Origin of the sequence: Mucilaginibacter gossypii (assembly GCF_900100945.1) — a bacterium.
GTDB classification, from domain to species: Bacteria; Bacteroidota; Bacteroidia; order Sphingobacteriales; family Sphingobacteriaceae; genus Mucilaginibacter; species Mucilaginibacter gossypii.
Genome location: NZ_FNCG01000002.1, coordinates 266,358 through 288,046, shown reverse-complemented (window position 1 = coordinate 288,046; position 21,689 = coordinate 266,358). Strand labels below are relative to the sequence as shown.

The window sequence follows — 21,689 nt, the reverse complement described above, 5'->3', positions numbered from 1 at the left end:
TTGCCAATTAATTTCATATTTTTAAGCCCGGTAATACATCGTGCATACACAAGTAATTATTATCGGTGCCGGGCCAACCGGTTTAATGGCCGCCTGCCAGCTGGCCCGCTTTAACGTTGAGTTTATTATTATCGATACCAAGCCCGCACCTACTCATGAGTCGCGGGCTATGTTGGTTACAGCCCGCAGCATGGAAATTTATCAGCAAATGGGCTTGGCTGATACTGTTTTGCAACAGGGACAGGTGATTGGAAAATTCGCCATTTATATGAATGGCCGGGAAAAAGCAACACTCGAAACAACCAACGCAGGTAACGGACTCACCGATTTCCCCAACCTGCAGGCATTTGAACAGTTTAAAAACGAGGAACTGCTTTACGAGCAATTGAAAGCTACAGGCCGTGACGTTTTGTGGCGAACCAGTTTGGTTAGTTTTGAACAGCATGATGATCACGTAGTGGCCAGCCTTTACGATAAAAGTGATCCGTTCAGCAAAATAAGTATTAAAGCCTCCTACTTGCTGGCTTGCGATGGTTCATCGAGCCTGGTAAGGCAGCAACTGGAATTAAATTTTGAAGGAGGCACCTACCAAAATAAATTTTTTGTTGCCGATGTAAAGCTTAGCTGGCTGCAACCCGCAAACAAGCTCATCGCATCACTGTCGCGTGTTAATTTCTGCGCCTTTTTCCCAATGTATGGCAATGGTAATTACCGCATTTTAGGTACCCTGCCCAAAGGTTTTGAAGGCAAAGAAAATGTTAGTTTTGATGATCTTAAAGATGTGATCACGGCCAATATTAAGCTGCCGCTGAACGTAGAAAAATTAAACTGGTTTTCAGTTTATAAACTACATCACCGCTGTGTTAACAGGTTCAGGATAAACCGATGTTTTTTATTGGGCGATGCCGCACATATTCATAGTCCCGCAGGTGGACAGGGCATGAATACCGGCTTGCAGGATGCACATAACCTGGCCTGGAAACTGGCCCTGGTGCTGCAAGGTGTTGCTGACGATAAACTTATTAATACATATCATGACGAACGGTACCCTTTTGCCCAATGGCTCATGAAATTTACCGATAAAATATTTGCTTTCATGACAAGCTGTAACTGGTTCTTATATCAGTTACGCACCTACGTTATGCCCAATATTTTACGCCTCGTACTGTCAACCCAATGGATCTCAAAACGGATTTTCAGGATCTTGTCCCAAATTTGGTATTCGTACAGAAAAAGCCGGCTTTCCCTGCAGTTTATTAAACAGAAGCTAAAATTTAGTGCCGGCGACAGGTGCCCCTACGTTATGACCGCTATCGACGGCAAACTACAAAGCATCTATCATTTGCTCATGGAACCCAAATTTCACCTGTTATGTATTGGCAGCATTGGGTACGACAGCCTAATTCCTGTTCACTTAATAAATTACATCAAAGTAGTTAATTTACCCCTTAATGAAAGCTGGCAAAAATTAGGGGTACAATCGGGTTTATACCTGCTAATACGGCCCGACAATTATATAGGCCTGCTTAGCGATGAAATAAGCCCAGGTTTGATAAGCGGTTATTTTGATACCTTCAAAGGTAAATGAATACTAAAAAGCCTTAACATGCACTAAGCTTCATCATATATAAAATCAATGCTCCAGCGATAAGTAGCTATACTTGCCAGTAATAAACTACCCGCGCTATCGGCCCAAACCGAATAATTAAAAGGAGCCTTGATTCCTGAAAATATGGTCATGCAAAGGGCAAAAGTAAGCGTAAGAGCAAAACTTGCATAAGCTGCCGTACGAATCTTAAAACCTACAATAAACATGATGGCTATTGAAACCTCGGCCACTGTTGCTAAAAAACCCATGACACCTGCCATCCACCGGCTCAAATATGGCATCAACGTATTGGTATAAACCACAAAATTATCCCAACTACCCCAGCTTACTGAATTTTGCCCTGCCGGCCCCATGAAACCCAAGCGATCTGCCACGGGCAACAAAAAACCAATAGCTAAAGCAAAGCGCAAGTAAAGTTGTGCTATTTGAAGTGTATTTTTCATCTATCAACATTTATGCATCTAAAATACAGGTTTAAAATCCCGCTTAAAAACGCAAAATCCATGTTTACACAAATAAGATAAAAGTGTCATCTTTTTGTTGAGAGTTTGGCCGGTTAATATTTATCCAGAATTCCTACAGAATGTGAGGGTAGTATCGCAACTATCTTATGCCTGCAATAAGTATAGTAAAAAGAGCTGCTGCCTATGTCAAGTCGCTGATGGAAGAAAACCTACCATCAACCATGTACTTTCATAACCTTAAACATACATTGGGCGTTGTTAACGCAGCAACAGAAATTGCAGCACACTGCAAATTAAAAAAGCAGGAACTAACTATTTTAACAATAGCTGCCTGGTTTCATGATACAGGCTACCTCTATCATTATAACGGCCATGAAGACACAAGCATGATCATTGCCGGTACTTTTTTAATGCAGCACCACTATAATAATGATTTTATACAACAGGTATGGGATTGTATTGAAGCCACCAAATTACCGCAATCGCCCCAAAACCTTATCCAGCAAATTATTTGCGATGCCGATATGCACCACCTGGCATCTGTAAACTACCTGGATTTTGCCCATGATTTAAAACAGGAATGGGAAGTACATTTGGATAAGCAGTATAGCGACGAAGAATGGCATGCCCTCAATTTAAGCCTGTTACAACGGCACCAATATTTTACGGAATACGGTAAAACGGTATTGCAAGCCATGAAAAAGAAAAACATTGAACTGATGAAGTTTCAGGGTTAATGTTTCTTTACAGTTTCTTTTCGTACACGGCTTAAGGTTTCGGGTGTAATGCCTAAGTAAGATGCAATCATCGCCTGTGGCACCCTTAGCGACAGATCGGGATATTTCTGCACAAAATCAAGGTATTTTTGCTCGGCAGTAAAAGCAATAGCCGAGTGAATGCGGTTTTGACTGGTAATGAAACTTTTGTTAAGGATGGCATTAACCATATCGTTAAAAGCCGGTATATCATGGCAAAGCCTGTCGAAGTTTGTTTTGGTAATCAGTATCAGTTCTGTATCCTCAATAGCATCAATATTATTTTTAGAAGGCTCGCCGGTAAGCAGGCTGGCACGGTCGCCGGTCCACCAGTTTTCTTTGGCAAAGCTTACTATGTTTTCGCGGCCATTTTCATCAACGCTGTAAAATCGAACCAAGCCTTTGGTTATAAAAGCGTTATACTTCCAAACATCGCCTTCCTGCAATAAATACTGCTTTTTACGGAGTTTTTTAAAAATACAAACTGCTTCAATTTTAGCATAGTCAGCTTCGGTGAGTGTTGCTTTCTGGCCAATGTACTCTTTAAATTGCTCAAACATATAAAAGCAAATATCTCCTTTATCCGGGGATATTTGCTTTTGTTCGGGTCATATTTTTATAATTAGGTTATGCGGTGTATTTGCTTAACCATTTTGTTTTGATAGCGGCGCGGGCATCAATAAATTCCTGGTCGGTACCCTGCGCTACTGCATCAAGCGGATAGCGTAGAGGCCTTGTGCCCTTTTCCATTTCAACCAGTCTCAATATACCATCGGCAATAGTTTGCGGGTCCATGTTAAACTCGGCCATTTTGCTGAAAAGCGCGGTGCCCATAGCGTTAAATTGCTGTGCTGAGGCCTCGCCGTACTCGGCTATAACTTCCGGTTTATCGGCATGGATACCTGTTTTGCTGCCATTATTCATTTCGGTTGGATATACGCCCGGCTGGATACTAACGCTCTCGATGTTGAACTGTGCAAGCTCATCCTTTAAACCTTCGGTAATACTTTCTACCCCAAATTTTGATGCAAGATAAGGAATCATGAATGGCAGGGTATGACCACTTGCACCCGATGTAATGTTGATGATAAGGCCATTTTTAGCTTTACGCATCCCCGGCAAAACCGCAAAGATGGTGCGCAGGGTTCCATAAAAATTCACTTCAAACATCTGCCTGATCTGATCGAGCGAGTAAGCCTCCAGTACGCCAAAGCCTGAAACTGCGGCATTGTTCACCAACACATCAATATGGCCGTATTTGGTTAATGTATATTCAAAAGCAGCTTTAACTGAATTATCATCAGTAATATCTACCTCAACTACTTCAACATTTGGCAAGGCTGAAAGCTCTTTGGCTACAGTTTCATTTTTGCCATTTATTCCGCGCATACCTGCTATTACGGTATGGCCTGCATTTGCAAGGGTTATAGTGGTTAATTTACCAAATCCTGTGCTTGTTCCGGTTATAAAAATTGTTTTTGACATTTTGTATCGTTCTTTTGTTGATACAAATTTACCGCGACACTATAACCTGTACATTGACATTTGATAAGAAGGAAATTGACATTTGTCAAGAAGATGGAGCAGAGATTTAAATCAATGACATTTCTCCTCGTCCCTCGTCGAAATCTTATACGCCCTGCTACAAACTATACAGACAGCTTGTATAAGTTCTCCTTCGCTCCGGCACACATTCCGAGCCTTCTGCTCTATCGAAATCACGACGTCGGTTATTCCAGAATGCTATTTCGTTCCCGAAGGTACAACCAAAGGCTGTCCATCTTTCATTGGCATACCAAAATTTGGCGAACCATCTTTATTCCAGGTAAATTTTTGCGCACGCGGCGAACGTTTATTACCGCAGCCTTCGTTAGGGTTTGAGTTGGCATGGTACAGGATCCAGTCTTCCCTTCCATCTGGCGATTTAAAGAATGAGTTATGACCGGGCGCGTAAACGCTGTTTTCCGGCGATTGCTTAAATACCGGCTCCTCTGTTTTGATCCATGAGGCAGGGTTCAACAGATCACTATTTTTAGAAGCGGTAAGCATGCCCAATGCATAAAAGTCAGTCCAGCAGCCGCTGGCCGAATAGATCAGGAATAACTTATCTTTATGCTTCAAAATTTCCGGTCCTTCATTTACGCTTACATGTGCCGGGTTACCGGCATCATGCAGATCGCCATTGGTTTCCCATTGATAAGCCGGGCTCGATATTTTCACGCGTTCGCTGCCGATGGTCATAGCGTCTTTCATTTTAGCGATGTAAATATTCTGCTGCCCGTTATGGTCTCCTTCCCAGCCCGACCAGATCATATACCAACCACCGTTATTTTCAAATACCGAAGCGTCAATAGCCCATTTATCGGTGCTATCTGCTATTTTTCCTTTAAACTCCCAGGTACCTTCCATTGGATCGGCCGAGCTATTTTCCAGTACATATATGCGATGGTTATTGTTATCGCCATTATCCGCGGCAAAATATACATACCATTTGCCATTTATAAAATGGAGTTCGGGCGCCCATAGGTCTTTGGAATAAGCTGTACCAGGCGGCGGCGCCCAAACAGCTTTCTTAGGTGCAGTACTCAACTTGGTAATATCTTTTGTTTTCCAGATAACAATATTGCCCCCTGTTGAATTGGTATAATAGTAAAACCCATCTTTACAGATCACCCAGGGATCGGCGCCAGATGGCAACAACGGGTTGGTAAAAGTTTTATCGCCGGTATTTTGTGCAATTGCCGCGCTGTAAAATAAAAGCAGCAGCAAACAGGCAGTGAACATTTTTTTCATAGGGCTGAAAGGTTTTAGCGTGGTTTATAATGCGCTAAAAATCTGTAAAAGTTTTCACAAAAACAACAAATGTTAAGCATACATTTATTACCAATCAGGTGTTTAATATTAAGCTTTTACCGGTTGAGAGGAACTGCGGATAAAAACCCGGGTAGGCAATACGGTAGTTTCAAACTCTGTAACAGGCCGCTTGCTCTCGATAATGCTGATCAGCATTTCGGTTGCCTTTTTTCCCATTTCAAAACCGGGCTGATAAACAGCACTTAGCGGTGGGTTTAAAACTTCGGCCAGTTGGGTATTGGTGAAGCCGAGCAAAGCAATATCAGCAGGGATCCGGAAGCCTAATTTATGAAGAAGGGACAAGGTAGTAGTCGTGATCCTGTCGGAGGCTGTAAAGATAGCATCGGGTTTACTTTCAGAAAACAATTCACTTAGCGCGTTTTCGATCTCGGCAAGGTCTTTACCACCATGCGGGCAGTACTTGATCAGTTTTTCATCAGGTATTATACCATGTTGTTCAAGTGCATCCTTGTATCCCCTCAAGCGTTCGGCGGTAATGGACACGTTTACCGAACTGGTAATATGAGCTATTTTACGGTATCCTGCCTCAAGCAATTGTGTTGTGGCTTTATATGCCCCGGCAAAATTATCGGCCACTACTTTATGCGTATCAATTTCATCGCTTACCCTATCAAAGAAAACAATAGGCAAACCTTTTTCATGCAGGTTTTTCAGGTGATCAATATTTTGGGTTTCGGTTGAGAGGGAGATCAGCAAACCATCAATGGAGCGAAAAGTCAGGTGACGTACATTTTGCATTTCAAGCTCATACGATTCATGGGTTTGTGTAATAAACACATTATATCCCTTACTGTGTGCTACTGATTCGATGCCATTGATCACCTGCGAAAAAAACTGGTTCTCAATAGTTGAAACCACAATGCCGATAGATTTGCTGTTGCCCCGTTTAAGGCTTTGAGCGTTAAGATTGGGCTGATAGTTAAGCCTTTTAGCACACTCCAGTACAAGCGCCTTAGTTTTTTCGCCAATTTCATGACTGTCTTTAAGCGCCTTGGAAACCGCTGACGGTGAGATCCCTAACTCTTTAGCAATATCCTTTATGGTAACTCCGCCAAAATTCATTTCGCCCCCTTGCTTATGATCCTAAAATTAACAATCCAATTATATAAAGGAGAGTAAACATAAGAAAAATAAGTCCTGAACAGCATAAGGATGTGTTATGCCATGTAACATTATGCTGACATCCACGAATTTAAATTCATATATGTGCTATTTATCCCCCGGGCTCGGGCGTGTTGAGTCTCCTGCTTTAATCTCTTAAAAATCCATCTATCTTCATATTCCATTCCCGTTGGTAGTATTGGTTTGTACCGTGACTGGTTTCGTTATCATACTGATCTTGTAGCTGATTCATTTCACGGTACGAGTCAAGGTATTGTACGTTAATATAGCCATCATAGTTATCAACCGGGAGTTTCATGGTCATAAGGGCCCTCTTAAAATGCCGGGCTATTACTGCTACAATATCAAAATGCCGCTGCTCATGATTTAGAGCATAGTCTGTACGTCCTTCCGGTTTCACCCAGGCGGCACTTTTAGGCAAAAACACGCGCATGCTTATCTTCACTACCACTACCGACTTCACTACTTCTACCTGTTCTGTGTAACCGAAACTTGGCTGCACCTCGGCAACATACTTTTCGCCCCGGGCTTTATCCTGAAAGTCATTCCAGGTTAAAGGCCGTTTAGCCGAGTAGTAGATGGTATCGCCTTCCGGCTGTTCCGAATAATCGGTAAAAATTAACTTTACTCCCTTAGCCAGTTTGATGTTAGTGCCCGCTTCACGATTCATCCATCTGTTAAAATACACCAGTCCTGCTTCAAGGGCCCGGCTTATCAGCGCCCCGGTATCGTACTGTTGCCCCGCGCCGCGATAGTATGTTGTAGCTGCCGGGTAATCAATCAAATGCACATTGTCCTCAGCTTTTTTCAATTCAAACCACAATTGTATGTCAAGCTGGCCCTCTATCCTGCCATCGGCCATTGCCGTTTCGGTAAGCTTTAACTTCTTAATGCGGATGACCACCGGGCGTAACATCTTATTAACAGGGATAGCATTATCAGCAAATTGTTTAACAGCTGTTGCTGTGCCTCCCTGTAGATCAACTTCATGTTTTACTGCCGGCAAATTACCTGTGGCCGATAATAACCAGGCGACGGCACTCCGGTCGGGCCGTTCATCAGTAACATTTGCGATATAAAATTCGTTCGGTTTATCATTTAACTGCCTGTTTGTTAAAACAATTTCGGCATTTGTTTTTTGTGCTTTTGAATTTAACGGACAAAACACCAACATGTACAAAATAACCGGCAACCACAATCCCCCTCTGTTAAGAACGCTATTCATAATTGGTAAAAATAATGGATGGGGCACGCCGCCCCCAGGGTATTATAATGCTCAAAATACAAATAAATTGCACTGTTTAACGTGTAATTATTACTTTTGATTATCCATAGCCGGTACCACGGCAGTACTCAACAATTTTAAAGTTTTCCACATGGATATTATCTTAAGTATTACCTTCGTTAAAAGAAGTGTTATCCACAATTGTTAATTTCTAATGTGAAAAGCCTCTTTTTGGTTTAGCTATTTTCGCACTATCGTTAGTATGCGCTTTATGATCAAAACAAGATACATCACCCTGCTCATTCCCGTATTTTTAGTTACAACAGCACGAGCCCAGCAAAATCCTTCCACTCAAATTTACCGCACTTATCATGCGGCTATTGATTTGATGGACAAAGGAAAATTTGCTTCGGCGGCCGAACAATTTCGCCTGGTTGAGGCTTACAAAATTAAAACAAGCACCCAGCCACAGTTTGAAACCGAGCTATCGCTCACTAAAGAAAACTGCCAGTATTATGAAGCATTCTGCGCCCTTAACCTGGGTAATGATGATGCCGAAAGCATGTTTCTCCGTTTTATAAAAGAACACCCTGAAAATCCGCTTACCAAACAGGCTTTTTTCCAGATTGGTAAATCGTATTTTAAACAAGGTAAATATGAAGACGCTATCCGCTGGTTTAACAAGGTTGAGGCAGGCGAGCTTAACGGCCATGACAATACCGAGTATAAATTTCGCAAGGGTTATGCCTATTTTGAGCTAAAAGACTACAAAAATGCCCAATTGCTTTTTGGCGAGGTTAAAAACAAACGCACCGAGTTTACCGAAGATGCTACTTATTATTTTGCCTACATCGCTTACCTGAACAAGGATTATCATCTTGCCCTGGTAAACTTTGAAAAGCTTAAAAACTCAAAGAAATACGAAAACAGCTATCCTTACTATATCTCGGCAGTTTACTTTTTAGATAAGCGTTATGACGATGTGCTCAACTACGCCGTTCCTATTGTAAACAGCACACATCAGCAAAACGAAACTGAAATGCTGCGTATCATCGCCGCATCGTACTTTGCCAAGGCTGATTATGACAACGCGGTGAAGTATTATGGCCGTTTTGAAGACCGGGATCAGGGCCGTACGCAAAACACGCAGGACAGCTACCAGATGGGTTATACCTATTATAAAGTAGGCAACTATGCCAAAGCTGCCAGCGAACTGGAAAAACTGGTTGAACAACACGATGTTTACAGTCAAAGCGGTAACTATACCCTTGGCGATGTGTTCCTGAAAATGAACAACAAACAGAGCGCACGTAATGCGTTCCTCAACGCTTCCAAGCTTGATTATGATAAGCAATTGCAGGAAGATGCCCTTTATGAGTATGCCAAACTATCATACGAGCTCGATTTTAACCTGCAAGCTTTAGGTGCCACAAGGTTATACCTGGCTACATACCCACGTTCAAAACGTATTGACGAGGTTAAGGTATTATTGGGTGAAGAATTACTAAACTCACGCAGCTATAAAGAAGCTGTTGAGATCCTGGAGCCCATCCCTAATAAAAGCCAGAGTGCACGTTTAGCCTATCAAAAAGTTACTTACTACCGCGGTCTGGAGTTTTATAATGAGCGTGCTTTTGAAAATGCCATCGGTATTTTCCTTCGTTCATTAAAAGATCCGGTTGATAGCAAAACTGAAGCCTTAACTACTTACTGGATGGCCGAGGCCATGTTCGAGGTTCGTAAATACGGCGAATCGGTAGAGAATTTTGAGAAATTCCTGAGCATGCCTGAAGCTAAGGAAACTGATGTTTCTAACTACGCCAACTATGCTTTAGCTTATGCAGCTTTTGGCGATGAGCAGTATAAAAAAGCAGCCAACTACTTTGAGAAGTTTTTACAGGGTGATGTTAAAGACGTTAATACCCAAAATGATGCCATCACCCGCCTGGCCGATAGCTACTTTGTAATGAAAAGCTACGGCAATGCCATGAACTACTACAACCGCATTATAGCCATGCACAACCAGGGCGAAGATTACGCCTTATTTCAGCGTGGTATGATCCAGGGGTTACAAGGCTCGTTAGATACTAAGATCAGTACCCTTAATGATGTGCTGAACAAGTTCCCTAACTCAGATTATGCCGATGATGCATCTTTTGAGATTGCCTACACCTATTTCCTGAAAACAGACGGAGATAAAGCTAAAACCGATCTGAATGCCATGATCCAGAAATATCCGCGCAGCAGTTATGTACCGCGTGCGCTGGTTACCATTGGTTTGATAGATTATAACGCAGGCAATGATGACCTTGCTGTTGAATCATTTAAAAAAGTAGTACAGGATTACTCGTCAACAGATGAGGCAAAACAATCTTTAAAACAGATTGAAAAGATCTATACCGATAAAGGCGATGCCCAAACATTCATCAATTATGCTGGTACCACCCCTATTGGTAACTATACCACGTCTGACCAGGAAAGCATAATGATAACCGCAGCCAACAACCTTTATCTTAAAGGCGACTGGCAGGGTACTGTAAGCGCGGTAAACGCTTATTTCGATAAGTTCCCAGGCAAACAGATCTACGAAAAACAGGCACGCTTTATCCGCGCGCAAGGTTTAGCTGCATTGGGCCGCACAGACGAAGCCGTTGTTGACTACAATGTGATCCTTAATGACTGGACCAGCGCCTACAGCGAAAAAGCATTGATCAGCATGGCTAAATTATACATGCAGCAAAAGAAATATAACGAAGCTGTAGTGTTCCTGAAACGCCTGGAAACCAACTCCGAATATAAGGCCGACTATACTTTTGCCATCACCAACCTGATGTACTGCTACTCGGAAATGTTAATGACCGACGATGCTATTAAATACGCAGAGCTTGTTAAAACCAATGATAAAACATCGCAGGAAGATAAATTTAAAACCGGTCTTTACGAAGGTAAAGCTTACCTCGCAACCGGCGATACCGCCATTGCTGTTAAGCAGTTCACCTATACTGCAACCAACACCAAAACCGTTGCTGCTGCCGAAGCCCGTTACAACCTTGCCCTTATTGAGTATGAAAAAGGCCGTTATAAAACAGCGCAAAAAATGTGTTTTGACCTGGCCAAGGAAATGCCAAACTACGATTACTGGGTAGCCAAAACATACATTTTGTTATCTGACACCTATGTGGGCTTAAAAGATACCTTCCAGGCAAAAGCAACCCTGCAAAGTATCATTGATAACTATAAAGCCGATGACGACATATTACCTACTGCTAAAGAAAAGCTGGATAAACTGAGCGGCCGCAAAACCAAAGCCCCTGCCGCAGGCACCAAAGAAACTGCCCAGCCCGATACAACTAACAAACAGTAACAAAGAGTAATATAAAAAAAGACAAGCAATGAACTCAAGATACACATATACGCTGCTTACCTTAATAATAGCATTATACTTTGTTCCTGCCCAGGCACAAACAAAGAAATCTACCAAAAAAACAACAGTAAAAACTGCGACAAAAAAAACTGTCGTTAAACCGGCACCTAAAAAGGCCGCGCCAAAACCTATAGCTAAAAAAGCTACAGACAGCAAAAGCTTGGGCGATGCTGCTGCAAAAACAGCGCAGGATACTACTAAAAAGGGAGGCGGCAATAATCCCAATAACGCTGCCAATGGCGGTAGCTTATCAGAAGAAATTGTAGTGACCACTGCCTACAAACCGGTGCTGGCCGATGCGGTAAAGATCCGTCGTAACCCTGATTTGGAAGATAAAGTGCCCTTTAAAGCACCTTTAACCTATGCCCCGCTTGATAAACGCCAGGAGCAAAACTCCGAGATCAGGCAGCTTGACCCAATGAAAAGGCCGGCAGAACAGGATTCTGTTTTAACCAACAACTTTGCTAAAGTTGGTTTTGGCAACCTGAAAACCATTTATGGCGAAGGCTATTTTGCCAACGGTCGGGATGAGGCTTTACAATTTGGCGGTTTCATAAAACATTTGTCGCAATCTGGCTCACTGCAAAAACAAACCCAAAGCCGCGATGACGTTGGTGTTTTCGGTAAAAGTATCATTGGCGATAACAATGTCTCAGGCCGCATCAATTACAATCGTTTAGGTACCTATTTTTACGGTTACAACCAGGATGCTCCCGACAACAATTTTGTGCCGACAAAACAGCACTTCAATACCATAAGCGGCGAGGTTGAACTGGCAAAGAATTACAAAGACGTTGAAAACGACTTTACCTATGCTGTAAAGTTAAAAGGATACGCATTTAGCAATGCTTACCAGGCACGTGAAAACAATGTAGTTATTTCAGGCTTTCTAAATCAAACTGTTAAGCAGTTTTATGCAGGCTTAAGCGCTTCGTTAGACCTGGCCAGTCAAAAAGACAGTCTATACAGTCTTGGTAATAACATTGCAAGGGTTAACCCCTACATCAAATTTCAGGGTACTAACTACAAGATAGACGCGGGAGTTAACATTGTGAAAGAGTTTGGCGACTTTGGCAAGTTTTACATTTTCCCGGCAGCAAAGCTTGAGGTACAGGTGGTACCTAAATATGTACGGCTGTTTGTGGAAGCCAAAGGTGATGTTAACCGCTCTTCACTGCACGATTTTGCCATGATCAATCCATTCCTTGGCCAAAACATCAACATCAAAAACTCGGTTGATCAGCTGGATATCAGTGCTGGTTTAAAAGGTACGCTTGCTCCGGGCTTAAGCTTCAAAGCTGCCGTGTACCGCAACAGCATTAAAAACATGCCTTTAATGGTGAGTAACTTCAACGCCGAGGGCAACAAATTCGCTGTTATTTATGATGATGGCAAAACACGCGTAAACGGTTTTAACGGCGAGCTGGATTTTAAAGCAACAGACGATTTTAACATTTTCGGTCGCGTTGAAATAAAAGACTATCAAATGGCTAAAGAAAGTGAGCCATGGAATTTGCCCAAATTTTTATTAACTGCTGGTACAGCTATACATATCGACAGCAAATTGACTGTTACAGGCTCATTACTTATCCGCGGCTCAACAACCGACAGGTTATTGGTATTGGCACCAACATCTACCCCGGGAAGCCCGGTTTACAACCAGATTAAACAGCCTATTAAGGGCTTTGGCGACCTGAGCGGCAGCGTAGAATACAGGATAAACAGCAAGTTTTCGGTATTTGCGCAGGCTAATAATATCCTGAGCAGTTCGTATCAAAATTGGTTATACTACCCTAACTACGGATTTAATATCTTTGGCGGGGTAGGGTACTCGTTTTAAGCCCTGTTTGATGTTTTAAAATTAACCGTATTTTTACCGGATGGATATAGCCAATTATTTAAGCGAACTACTCGGCCGGTACACCGAAATAAGTGTACCTGGCTTGGGCTGCTTTTCGCGCCTGCGCGTAAATGGCTATTATGATGATGTACAGGCAACTTTTTATCCGCCCGGTCATAAGCTGCATTTTGATCAGGAGGCTAAAGACGATGAGATCCTGACACGCCATATCGCCGAAAAGAAAAAAATCTCGCTGGCATCATCCAAATATTTCACCGAAAAATACATCAACAGCCTTAAGCAGGAGCTGGTGCTGCATGAAGTACCTTTTGCCCAATTAGGCTGGTTTTATATGCAGGAAGGCAAAATTGCTTTCAGACCGCAGGAACAGGCATCGGGCAGCGATCCTTTGTTTTTTGGCCTTACTCCGGTAACCATTAACAAGGTTAACTACGTGCCCCCGCCGCCACCGCCGCCGCCTTTGCCTACGGCTATATCTCTACAGCAAACCTATACACCGCCGCCTGCAAACGCAACCCTTGTTGAGCAGCCTGAGTATATTGATGATGAACCCGAAGTTAAGCGGGGTATCAGCATTTGGGTTATAATAGCAATTGCAGTGGTTATACTTGCCGCAGCAGCTTTTGGCGTATATAAATATAACCCCGCACTATTACATCTTAACAATGACAGCCCTAAAGAACAACCAAAGGTTGAAAAGCCCAAAGCTGCTCCCATAATTAAGCCGGATAGGATCCAAAAGGATTCCACTCCAACTGTTGCTGATACGGCAAAGGCAATTTCTAAACCTGTTGAAGCGTTAAATAATCCGGCAGCTAAAACAGATACCGTAGCACAACCGGAGTTTGCGATATTTTTAGGATCGTTTAAAACGATAACCAAAAGCAATGAGGCGGTTAAAGATTATAAAAGCAGGGGGATTGATGCCCGCCTGCTGAAAGGCCCCGGAACCGGTCCGCGGATCAAGATCATAATTGGAGGGTTTTCCTCATCCGAGGAAGCAGAAGCCGTGAGAAAAAAACTCATATCACAAGGAAAAATAACTAAAGACACATACTCAAAACAAATTACTGATTCCACGAAATGACTTTATTATTAATTCAGCAAATTACAGATACCGCCAAACACCTGGCAGATACCGCAAACCACGCCGTAACAACCGCAGCACTGCCAACTGAAGAACTTCGCTTTGGCGACCTGCTGATCAAGGGTGGCTGGGTAATGATCCCGATAGGTATTTTAGCTGTACTGGGGCTGGTAATATTTTTTGAACGTTACTTTACTATCCGTAAAGCATCTCGTGATGAATCAAACCTGATGGTACAGGTACGTTCAAGTATCCACTCGGGCAATTTGGAATCGGCCATTGCTATTTGCCGTAACAATAACACGCCGCTCGGGCGCATGCTGCAAAAAGGCTTATTGCGCATTGGTCGCCCTATAAAAGATATTGAAGGCGCCATTGAAAACGTTGGTAAGCTTGAGGTATCAAAACTGGAAAAAAACATTGGTATTTTAGGTATCGTAGCCGGTATAGCACCGATGTTTGGTTTCCTTGGTACTATTGCCGGTGTAATCAAGATTTTTTATGATATCTCAAAAACCGATAACATCAGCATGGGTGTAATCTCTGGCGGTTTATACGTAAAAATGGTAACATCAGCCGCAGGTTTGTTTGTAGGTATCGTAGCTTATGTGTGCTACCACGTTTTAAATATGATGGTTGATAAGGTGATCCTAAAGCTGGAAACCGATGCTATTGAATTTATTGACCTGTTAGAGGAGCCGAGCAAATGAATTTAAGAAAACGACACAGGGGCGCATCGGCAGAAGTACATACGTCGGCAATGAACGATATTATGTTTTTTCTGCTGCTGTTTTTCCTTATAGCATCAACAGTTACCAACCCTAACGTTATTAAGTTGGTGCTTCCTAAGTCATCAACAGGGCAGTCGGTATCTAAAAAAACCATAACTGTTTCCGTAACCAAAGACCTGAAATACTACGTGGATAAAAAGGAGATCCCGGTGGATGCCCTGCAAACTACACTGGCGGGTTACAAAACCCTGGCTACCGAACTTACCATAGTTTTATATGTTGATAAAACTGTAGCCATACAGGATGTGGTACAGGTAATGGACGTAGCACAAAAGTTGAACATTAAACTGGTTTTGGCGACAGAACCTAAGGGATAACCGTGGCAGTTGAGCTTAAAGTTTATAGTAGATTATTGCAGTAAGTTACCGTAATCTTTTAAACAAACTGCCACTCTTTTTAGTAGCAGTTGTTCTTTAAGTAGCAGTTGCAGTTTTTAGCAGCAGTTTTAACAGATTACTGATAAGAATAAAAAAGTGCTACTCGCTACTGTCACTGCAACTAAGAAAATACTGCTAACTAAAAAATTGCACTAATTATAAAAATGGAGTACAGGGAAGAAAATAACTATCCGAAAGCATTTATAGCAACAGGCATTATTATGGCTGTGCTGATAGCGGCATGTTATTTTATAGTATTCAAAAATCCGCCGGTTGAAGAGAACGGAACAGGCGGCATATTGGTAAACTACGGTACGGTTGATGAAGGTATGGGCGATGATTACATGAGCACCGAAGAACCTTCGGTAGCGGAAAAAGCCAATCATACTAAGCCGGATAAAGTTACCGAAAGTAAACCCACCGAAGAAAAACCAACGCCCGAAAGCAGCGAAAAAACGGTAGTTACCCAAAATAACGAGGATGCCCCAGAAGTGGCCGCGCCTACTAAAAAACCAAGTCAAAATGTTGCCCCTACTCCACCGGTAAAAACACCGCCGGCAAAACCTACCGTTAACCAAAATGCTTTGTACAGAGGCAAAGCATCAACCGGTACCGGTGAAGGCGATGGCACAGGCAAAACTCCGGGCAACCAGGGTAAAACTACGGGTACTACACTCACCAATAACTATAATGGAACAGGATCCGGCAATGGCGGTAGCCTGAATATGGCACAGCGTAACTTTGTGAGCCGACCCTCTGTAAGTGATGACAACCGTCAAAGCGGTAAAATTGTAGTTGATATCAGGGTTGATAAAGATGGCAACGTTACGTATGCCCGTGCTGGTGCCCGTGGTACCACCATATCAGATGCCGGCTTGCTTCAAAAATGCGAAGATGCTGTAAAAAATTCCAAACTCAACCCGCTTGATAATGCCCCCGATCAGCAACAGGGTACCGTTGTTTTTGTGTTTAAGGTAAATTGATTTCTTAGTTCATAGTCGATGGATGATAGACCATAGCATTTATCTGTTAACCTACGGTAAATTGGATCGACCATGATTATGCACTATGACGCATAAACCATAAGTTTGCGGTAAAATCCATTGACCATCAACTATGGACTATGGACCATGGACTATGGACTATAATCAAACCCTCCAATACCTCTATACCCAGCTTCCCATGTTTACACGGGACGGGGCTTCGGCATTTAAGAAAGACCTTACCAATACGCTCGGGCTTTGCAGGCGGTTGGATAATCCTCAGCATAAATTTAGAAGTGTGCACGTAGGCGGCACTAATGGCAAAGGATCAACATCGCACATGCTGGCCGCTATTTTACAAACTGCCGGTTACAAAACAGGGCTCTATACCTCACCCCATCTCAAAGATTTTCGCGAGCGGATCCGCATTAACGGACAAATGATCAGCGAGCAAACGGTAGTTGACTTTGTTGAAGATCACAGGGCCGATTTTGATGAAATAGTCCCCTCCTTTTTTGAGATGACCGTTGCTCTTGCCTTTGATGTTTTCGCCAAAGAAAAGGTGGATATCGCCGTTATAGAGGTAGGTTTGGGCGGTCGGCTGGATTCAACGAATGTGATCACTCCGCTGCTCTCGGTAATTACCAATATAGGTTGGGATCACATGAACATGCTTGGCGATACCCTGCAACTTATAGCCGGCGAAAAGGCAGGCATCATCAAACCGGGCATCCCGGTAATCATTGGTGAACAACAACCGGAGGTATCAAACGTGTTTATCGATAAAGCTGCGCAAACTAACAGCAACATTCGGTTTGCATCAGGAGAGTGGACGATTTCAAGTCCGGAAGCCGGGAAGTCCGAAAGTCGGAAAGAAAACGAAGGGCTACTTAAAATTAGTGCAAAACGAAACCCATTGGGCCATACCTCTTCCGGACTTTCGGACTTTCGGACTTTCGGACTCGACCTAACAGGTAGCTATCAGCTTAAAAATGTAAAAACCGTTTTATCCGCCGTTGATGAATTACGCGAGCAAGGCTTTGCAATTACCGATGAGCATCTCGACACAGCCTTAAAGCAAGTCAAAAATCTCACCGGCTTACATGGCCGCTGGGAAACCTTAAGTAAAAATCCCCTTACTATTTGCGACACCGGGCATAACCCAGATGGCATAGAGGAAGTATTGAAAAATATCGCATCTGTTAAATACAATCATCTGCACATGGTTATCGGGATGGTAAATGATAAAGACACCGGCAAAGTGTTATCGCTGCTGCCTAAAGATGCTACTTATTATTTCTGCAAACCAGACATTCCAAGAGGCCTGGACGCTGAAAGCATGAAAGCACAGGCGGGGGCTCATGGTTTAATTGGTGAAGCCTACCTTTCTGTAAAAGAGGCATTGTTATCGGCACAAAAAAATGCAGCTAATGATGATCTTGTTTTTGTAGGCGGCAGCACTTTTGTGGTGGCTGAAGTTGTCTGAATCAGAATTTACAGAATTTTAGGATTTGCAAAATTTTGATATAGGAATTGGCAAGGTTTTCTGCTAATTCAAATCCTGTAAAATCTGGGCTTGAAGTAAAACATGCTGTTAATTCTTAAATCCTGTAAATTCTGATTAAGACAGTTTCTTCCAAACCACCTCTCCCATTACCGCTCCTCCGGTAGTTGGCGCAGGTACAGTGTACTTAAAAATATCGCCCGAAATTGTAAAGGGGCGTTTTTGCTGTGTGCCCTCCCAGTTTGGGAACGATGCATGTTCGATATTGAAAATGATATTATTCCCTTCAACTTTATAGGTACCGTAATGAGCATTACATCCTTTTATCGCGGCTCTGTTCTCATCATCGGTACCCTTAGCTTTATCACCCGATGCAAATTTTAGCCGGCCTTCACTGTAGATCTGTAAAGCGTAATGCCCCATAGCGTCAACTATAAGGGTCCCCTTCGGCGAATCCCCGTAAAGATGGGTGCGGCTGCCGTCGGCGGCAATATTATCAACTGTTACCAATTCATAGGTTCCGGTCAAATTATGACCAGAGGGTTTGTTCTGTGCCAATGCTGCACACGTAGTGAACAATATTAGAATGAAAAGCAATTTATATTTCATGCAGCAAAGTTATATTTGCTATATTCCATTAACAATAAGGCACAAAAAAGTAGCCTGATTACTAAAAAGTTACCATGCTGTAAATCAGTTATATTATTTTTAATTGATGGATAAAAAATCAAAACACGAGGCTCCAAGATGCGGTATCGACTACGCTTTTCAGCGGATAGGCGGCAAATATAAAGGTCGCATCCTGTGGCGTTTACGCAATGGCACCATGCGTTATGGCGAGTTACGGCGCACTGTAACAGGAGTAACCTCTAAAATGCTTACCCAGGCCCTGCGTGAGCTGGAAGATGATTGCCTCATCGTTCGGCAGGTGCATGTTGAAGTACCTCCAAAGGTTGAATATACCCTTACCAATACAGGCCGGGAATTACTTCCTTTTTTACAGTTACTCCGCGATTGGGCCAAACATCAGATGCAGGTTAATGATATAGTAGCCATGCCATAATTTAATTTCAGTAAAGTCAAAAATACCTTTATTAATCTACCTAAAGTTCTATTTTTACGGCCCGATCCTCACCTAAAAATATGACATATATAGCATCTGCCGATAGGTATCAAACAATGCAATATCGCCGCTGCGGTAACAGTGGCATCAAGCTTCCGGCTATTTCATTAGGCCTTTGGCATAATTTCGGTCATGTTGACGTTGCCGATAATTACCGCAAAATATTACATCTCGCTTTCGACAGCGGCATCACCCATTTTGACCTGGCCAACAACTATGGGCCGCCTCCCGGCTCAGCCGAAGAGAATTTTGGAAAGATCCTGAAGGAAGATTTCCGCGATTACCGCGACGAACTTATTATATCAAGTAAAGCCGGTTACACCATGTGGTCGGGCCCGTATGGTGACTGGGGTTCAAAAAAATACCTGGTAGCCAGTCTTGATCAAAGCCTTAAACGCATGGGGCTTGATTATGTGGATATCTTTTACCACCATCGCCCCGATCCAAACACGCCGCTTGAGGAAACCATGGCTACGTTGGACCTCATTGTTCGCCAGGGAAAAGCTTTGTATGTTGGTGTTTCCAACTACCCTGCCGAACTGGCTTCGAAAGCTATCAAAATACTCAAAGAGCTTGGCACACCGTGCCTTATCCATCAGCCTAAATACTCCATGTTTGAGCGCTGGGTTGAAGGCGGTTTGCTGAATGTTTTAGGTAACGAAGGCGTAGGCTGTATCCCCTTTTCACCACTGGCGCAAGGTTTATTGACGGATAAATACCTTCATGGCATCCCCGAAGATTCAAGGGCTGCCCGACCGACCGGTTTCCTTCAAAAAAGTCACATCACCGACGAACGCCTGAACCAGATCAGGGATTTAAACAGTTTGGCAATACAACGGGGACAGTCGCTGGCCCAAATGGCACTGGCCTGGATCCTGAAAGATGAGCGCGTAACATCTGTATTGATAGGCGCAAGCAGGCCCGAACAATTATCCGATTCATTAAAAGCTTTGGATAACCTGCGGTTTTCGGCAGAGGAGTTAGCAAGGATAGAAGAAATTTTGGCCCCCTAACCCCCTAAAGGGGGAACTATGGTGGAGCGCCAATTTCTATTCTTTTCGACAAGTAATTTTAATATCTTTCCTTAAATAAAAATTAAAGTCTCCCCTTTAGGGGAGATTTAGAGGGGCTAACAATGATAAACTGGGGTATTATAGGTTGCGGCAACGTAACTGAAAAAAAGAGCGGGCCTGCATTTAAAAAAGTGGCGGGAAGTAACCTTGTGGCAGTTATGCGCCGCGATGCAGAAAAAGCGGCCGATTATGCTGCACGCCATGGCGTAGGCAAATGGTACAGCGATGCCAGTGAATTACTGAACGACCAGGAATTAAACGCGATCTACATAGCCACCCCTCCCGCGTCCCATCTCGATTATGCACTTACCGCATTAAAAAAAGGGTTAAACGTTTATGTCGAGAAACCGGTCACCCGTAATTCGGCCGAAGCAAGGGCTATGGCGGAGGCGGTAAAGGAAAGCAGTTCAAAACTTACGGTTGCCCATTACCGCCGGGCTTTACCTATGTTTTTAAAGGTTAAAGAATTAATTGACACGCAGTTGATTGGCGAGATCCGTACCGTGCAGATCAGGATGTGGCAAAGCCGCAAACCAACTTTGATTGCCGACGTGGAAACCAACTGGCGTGTACAGCCCGAATTATCAGGCGGCGGCTACTTCCATGATCTTGCCCCGCATCAGCTCGATTTGATGCTGTATTATTTCGGCGAGCCTGAAATGTATCATGGTTTTTCGCTCAATCAATCAAACTCAACGCCTGCCGACGATCATGTTTGCGGGCAGATCCTATTTAAAAACAAGGTAGTGGTTAACGGTTCCTGGTGTTTTAATGTAGCCGAAAGTGAAACCACCGATACCTGCGAGATCATAGGCACAAAAGGAAAAATCATCTTCCCGTTTTTTGGCAATTACATCAATTGGAAAACTGATAGTGAAGAAGACACCATAACTTTCACTCATCCCGAGCATATCCAGCAGCCTTTCATATCCAAAATAGTAGCTTACTTTAATGGCGAAGGGCCCAACCCCTGCTCCATTGATGAAGCTGTGACGCTGATGGATATCATCGACGCGTTTACATTAAAAAAGTAAAAGGATCAGGCCAAAACCTGTCGAAGCATGATGTTTAAATTCATCAAACTTCGACAGGTGCCGAAATTTTTCCGGTTATAATCTATTAACTTTTCTTCTTCGGCACTTTGGCGCCTTCTTTTCGCGCTTCTGAAAGGCCTATAGCTACTGCCTGCTTTTTGCTGGTTACTTTTTTGCCGCTGCCGCTTTTCAGCTTGCCTTCCTTCATTTCGTGCATGGTTTTCTCAACCTTCTCTCCGGCTTTTTCTGAATACTTTGCCATAATGTTACTTTTTAAGTAAATGATAATATTACAATGCAAAATATTTGCCAAAACATAAAATCAGCAGTAGTTTTTTAATAGTAGCAGCGACAATTTTAGTAGCAGTTACTGAGTGGCAGTT

Annotated in this window: 20 protein-coding genes; 12 read left to right on the top strand and 8 right to left on the bottom strand. The window is 43.0% G+C overall.

Features of this window, described 5'->3' with window-relative positions; translation table 11 throughout:
• The first annotated feature begins 40 nt into the window (after positions 1–40).
• The gene (locus BLS28_RS04620; RefSeq protein WP_091163121.1) at positions 41–1,588 is read left to right on the top strand and encodes an FAD-dependent monooxygenase; all 1,548 of its coding nucleotides are present in this window, start codon (positions 41–43) and stop codon (positions 1,586–1,588) included.
• 23 nt (positions 1,589–1,611) lie between these two features.
• On the opposite strand, the gene BLS28_RS04615 is transcribed toward BLS28_RS04620, so the two are convergent.
• A complete protein-coding gene (locus tag BLS28_RS04615) occupies positions 1,612–2,052 on the bottom strand; it encodes a hypothetical protein (RefSeq protein ID WP_091163120.1) in 441 nt (146 codons plus the stop codon).
• Positions 2,053–2,219: 167 nt separating this feature from the next.
• Here BLS28_RS04615 and BLS28_RS04610 point away from each other — a divergent pair, with 167 nt between their 5' ends.
• Positions 2,220–2,810 carry an HD domain-containing protein gene (locus BLS28_RS04610; RefSeq protein ID WP_091163119.1) on the top strand — a complete coding sequence of 197 codons (591 nt, stop codon included), beginning with the start codon at positions 2,220–2,222 and terminating at the stop codon, positions 2,808–2,810.
• On the opposite strand, the gene BLS28_RS04605 is transcribed toward BLS28_RS04610, so the two are convergent.
• The 5 genes from BLS28_RS04605 to BLS28_RS04585 form a co-directional block, all read right to left on the bottom strand.
• Positions 2,807–3,388 (bottom strand): Crp/Fnr family transcriptional regulator, encoded by a 582-nt coding sequence (locus BLS28_RS04605; RefSeq protein WP_091163118.1) that lies wholly within the window; start codon positions 3,386–3,388, stop codon positions 2,807–2,809. The genes BLS28_RS04610 and BLS28_RS04605 overlap by 4 nt on opposite strands.
• A gap of 67 nt (positions 3,389–3,455) precedes the next feature.
• Positions 3,456–4,313 carry an SDR family oxidoreductase gene (locus BLS28_RS04600; RefSeq protein WP_091163117.1) on the bottom strand — a complete coding sequence of 286 codons (858 nt, stop codon included), beginning with the start codon at positions 4,311–4,313 and terminating at the stop codon, positions 3,456–3,458.
• Positions 4,314–4,571: 258 nt separating this feature from the next.
• Entirely contained in the window at positions 4,572–5,621 is a 1,050-nt protein-coding gene (locus tag BLS28_RS04595; protein WP_091163116.1) for a glycoside hydrolase family 43 protein, read from the bottom strand.
• 108 nt (positions 5,622–5,729) lie between these two features.
• On the bottom strand, positions 5,730–6,764 hold the full coding sequence (locus BLS28_RS04590; RefSeq protein ID WP_091163115.1) for a LacI family DNA-binding transcriptional regulator: 1,035 nt from the start codon (positions 6,762–6,764) through the stop codon (positions 5,730–5,732).
• A gap of 187 nt (positions 6,765–6,951) precedes the next feature.
• Positions 6,952–8,049: a DUF922 domain-containing protein gene (locus tag BLS28_RS04585; RefSeq protein ID WP_143020690.1), complete on the bottom strand. Its 1,098-nt coding sequence runs from the start codon at positions 8,047–8,049 to the stop codon at positions 6,952–6,954.
• 271 nt (positions 8,050–8,320) lie between these two features.
• On the opposite strand from BLS28_RS04585, the gene BLS28_RS04580 reads away from it, so the two are divergent.
• The 7 genes from BLS28_RS04580 to BLS28_RS04550 all read left to right on the top strand — a co-directional run bounded on the left by BLS28_RS04580 (position 8,321) and on the right by BLS28_RS04550 (position 18,058).
• Positions 8,321–11,413, top strand: a complete 3,093-nt coding sequence (locus BLS28_RS04580; RefSeq protein ID WP_091163511.1) for a tetratricopeptide repeat protein — start codon at positions 8,321–8,323, stop codon at positions 11,411–11,413.
• 28 nt (positions 11,414–11,441) lie between these two features.
• A complete protein-coding gene (locus BLS28_RS04575; protein WP_091163113.1) occupies positions 11,442–13,313 on the top strand; it encodes a porin family protein in 1,872 nt (623 codons plus the stop codon).
• 40 nt (positions 13,314–13,353) lie between these two features.
• Complete coding sequence (locus BLS28_RS04570; RefSeq protein WP_091163112.1) at positions 13,354–14,421, top strand: HU domain-containing protein; 1,068 nt, start codon at positions 13,354–13,356, stop codon at positions 14,419–14,421.
• Positions 14,418–15,131 carry a MotA/TolQ/ExbB proton channel family protein gene (locus BLS28_RS04565; protein WP_091163111.1) on the top strand — a complete coding sequence of 238 codons (714 nt, stop codon included), beginning with the start codon at positions 14,418–14,420 and terminating at the stop codon, positions 15,129–15,131. The genes BLS28_RS04570 and BLS28_RS04565 overlap by 4 nt, the downstream gene beginning before the upstream one ends.
• Positions 15,128–15,529 carry an ExbD/TolR family protein gene (locus tag BLS28_RS04560; protein ID WP_090523411.1) on the top strand — a complete coding sequence of 134 codons (402 nt, stop codon included), beginning with the start codon at positions 15,128–15,130 and terminating at the stop codon, positions 15,527–15,529. Before BLS28_RS04565 ends, BLS28_RS04560 begins: the two co-directional genes overlap by 4 nt.
• 224 nt (positions 15,530–15,753) lie before the next feature.
• On the top strand, positions 15,754–16,572 hold the full coding sequence (locus BLS28_RS04555) for an energy transducer TonB (protein ID WP_091163110.1): 819 nt from the start codon (positions 15,754–15,756) through the stop codon (positions 16,570–16,572).
• Between the two features lie 133 nt (positions 16,573–16,705).
• Positions 16,706–18,058, top strand: coding sequence for a bifunctional folylpolyglutamate synthase/dihydrofolate synthase (locus BLS28_RS04550; RefSeq protein WP_256337341.1), 1,353 nt, complete (start codon positions 16,706–16,708; stop codon positions 18,056–18,058).
• Positions 18,059–18,193: 135 nt separating this feature from the next.
• On the opposite strand, the gene BLS28_RS04545 is transcribed toward BLS28_RS04550, so the two are convergent.
• Complete coding sequence (locus BLS28_RS04545) at positions 18,194–18,685, bottom strand: lipocalin-like domain-containing protein (protein ID WP_091163108.1); 492 nt, start codon at positions 18,683–18,685, stop codon at positions 18,194–18,196.
• A 106-nt stretch (positions 18,686–18,791) separates the two neighbouring features.
• Between BLS28_RS04545 and BLS28_RS04540 the strand changes: the two genes are divergently transcribed.
• The 3 genes from BLS28_RS04540 to BLS28_RS04530 all read left to right on the top strand — a co-directional run bounded on the left by BLS28_RS04540 (position 18,792) and on the right by BLS28_RS04530 (position 21,306).
• Complete coding sequence (locus BLS28_RS04540) at positions 18,792–19,139, top strand: winged helix-turn-helix transcriptional regulator (RefSeq protein ID WP_091163107.1); 348 nt, start codon at positions 18,792–18,794, stop codon at positions 19,137–19,139.
• Positions 19,140–19,219: 80 nt separating this feature from the next.
• Entirely contained in the window at positions 19,220–20,212 is a 993-nt protein-coding gene (gene mgrA / locus BLS28_RS04535) for an L-glyceraldehyde 3-phosphate reductase (protein WP_091163106.1), read from the top strand.
• A 122-nt stretch (positions 20,213–20,334) separates the two neighbouring features.
• Positions 20,335–21,306 carry a Gfo/Idh/MocA family protein gene (locus tag BLS28_RS04530; protein ID WP_091163105.1) on the top strand — a complete coding sequence of 324 codons (972 nt, stop codon included), beginning with the start codon at positions 20,335–20,337 and terminating at the stop codon, positions 21,304–21,306.
• An 85-nt stretch (positions 21,307–21,391) separates the two neighbouring features.
• On the opposite strand, the gene BLS28_RS30720 is transcribed toward BLS28_RS04530, so the two are convergent.
• The gene (locus BLS28_RS30720) at positions 21,392–21,568 is read right to left on the bottom strand and encodes a DUF6496 domain-containing protein (RefSeq protein ID WP_167516215.1); all 177 of its coding nucleotides are present in this window, start codon (positions 21,566–21,568) and stop codon (positions 21,392–21,394) included.
• Between the last annotated feature and the right edge of the window lie 121 nt (positions 21,569–21,689).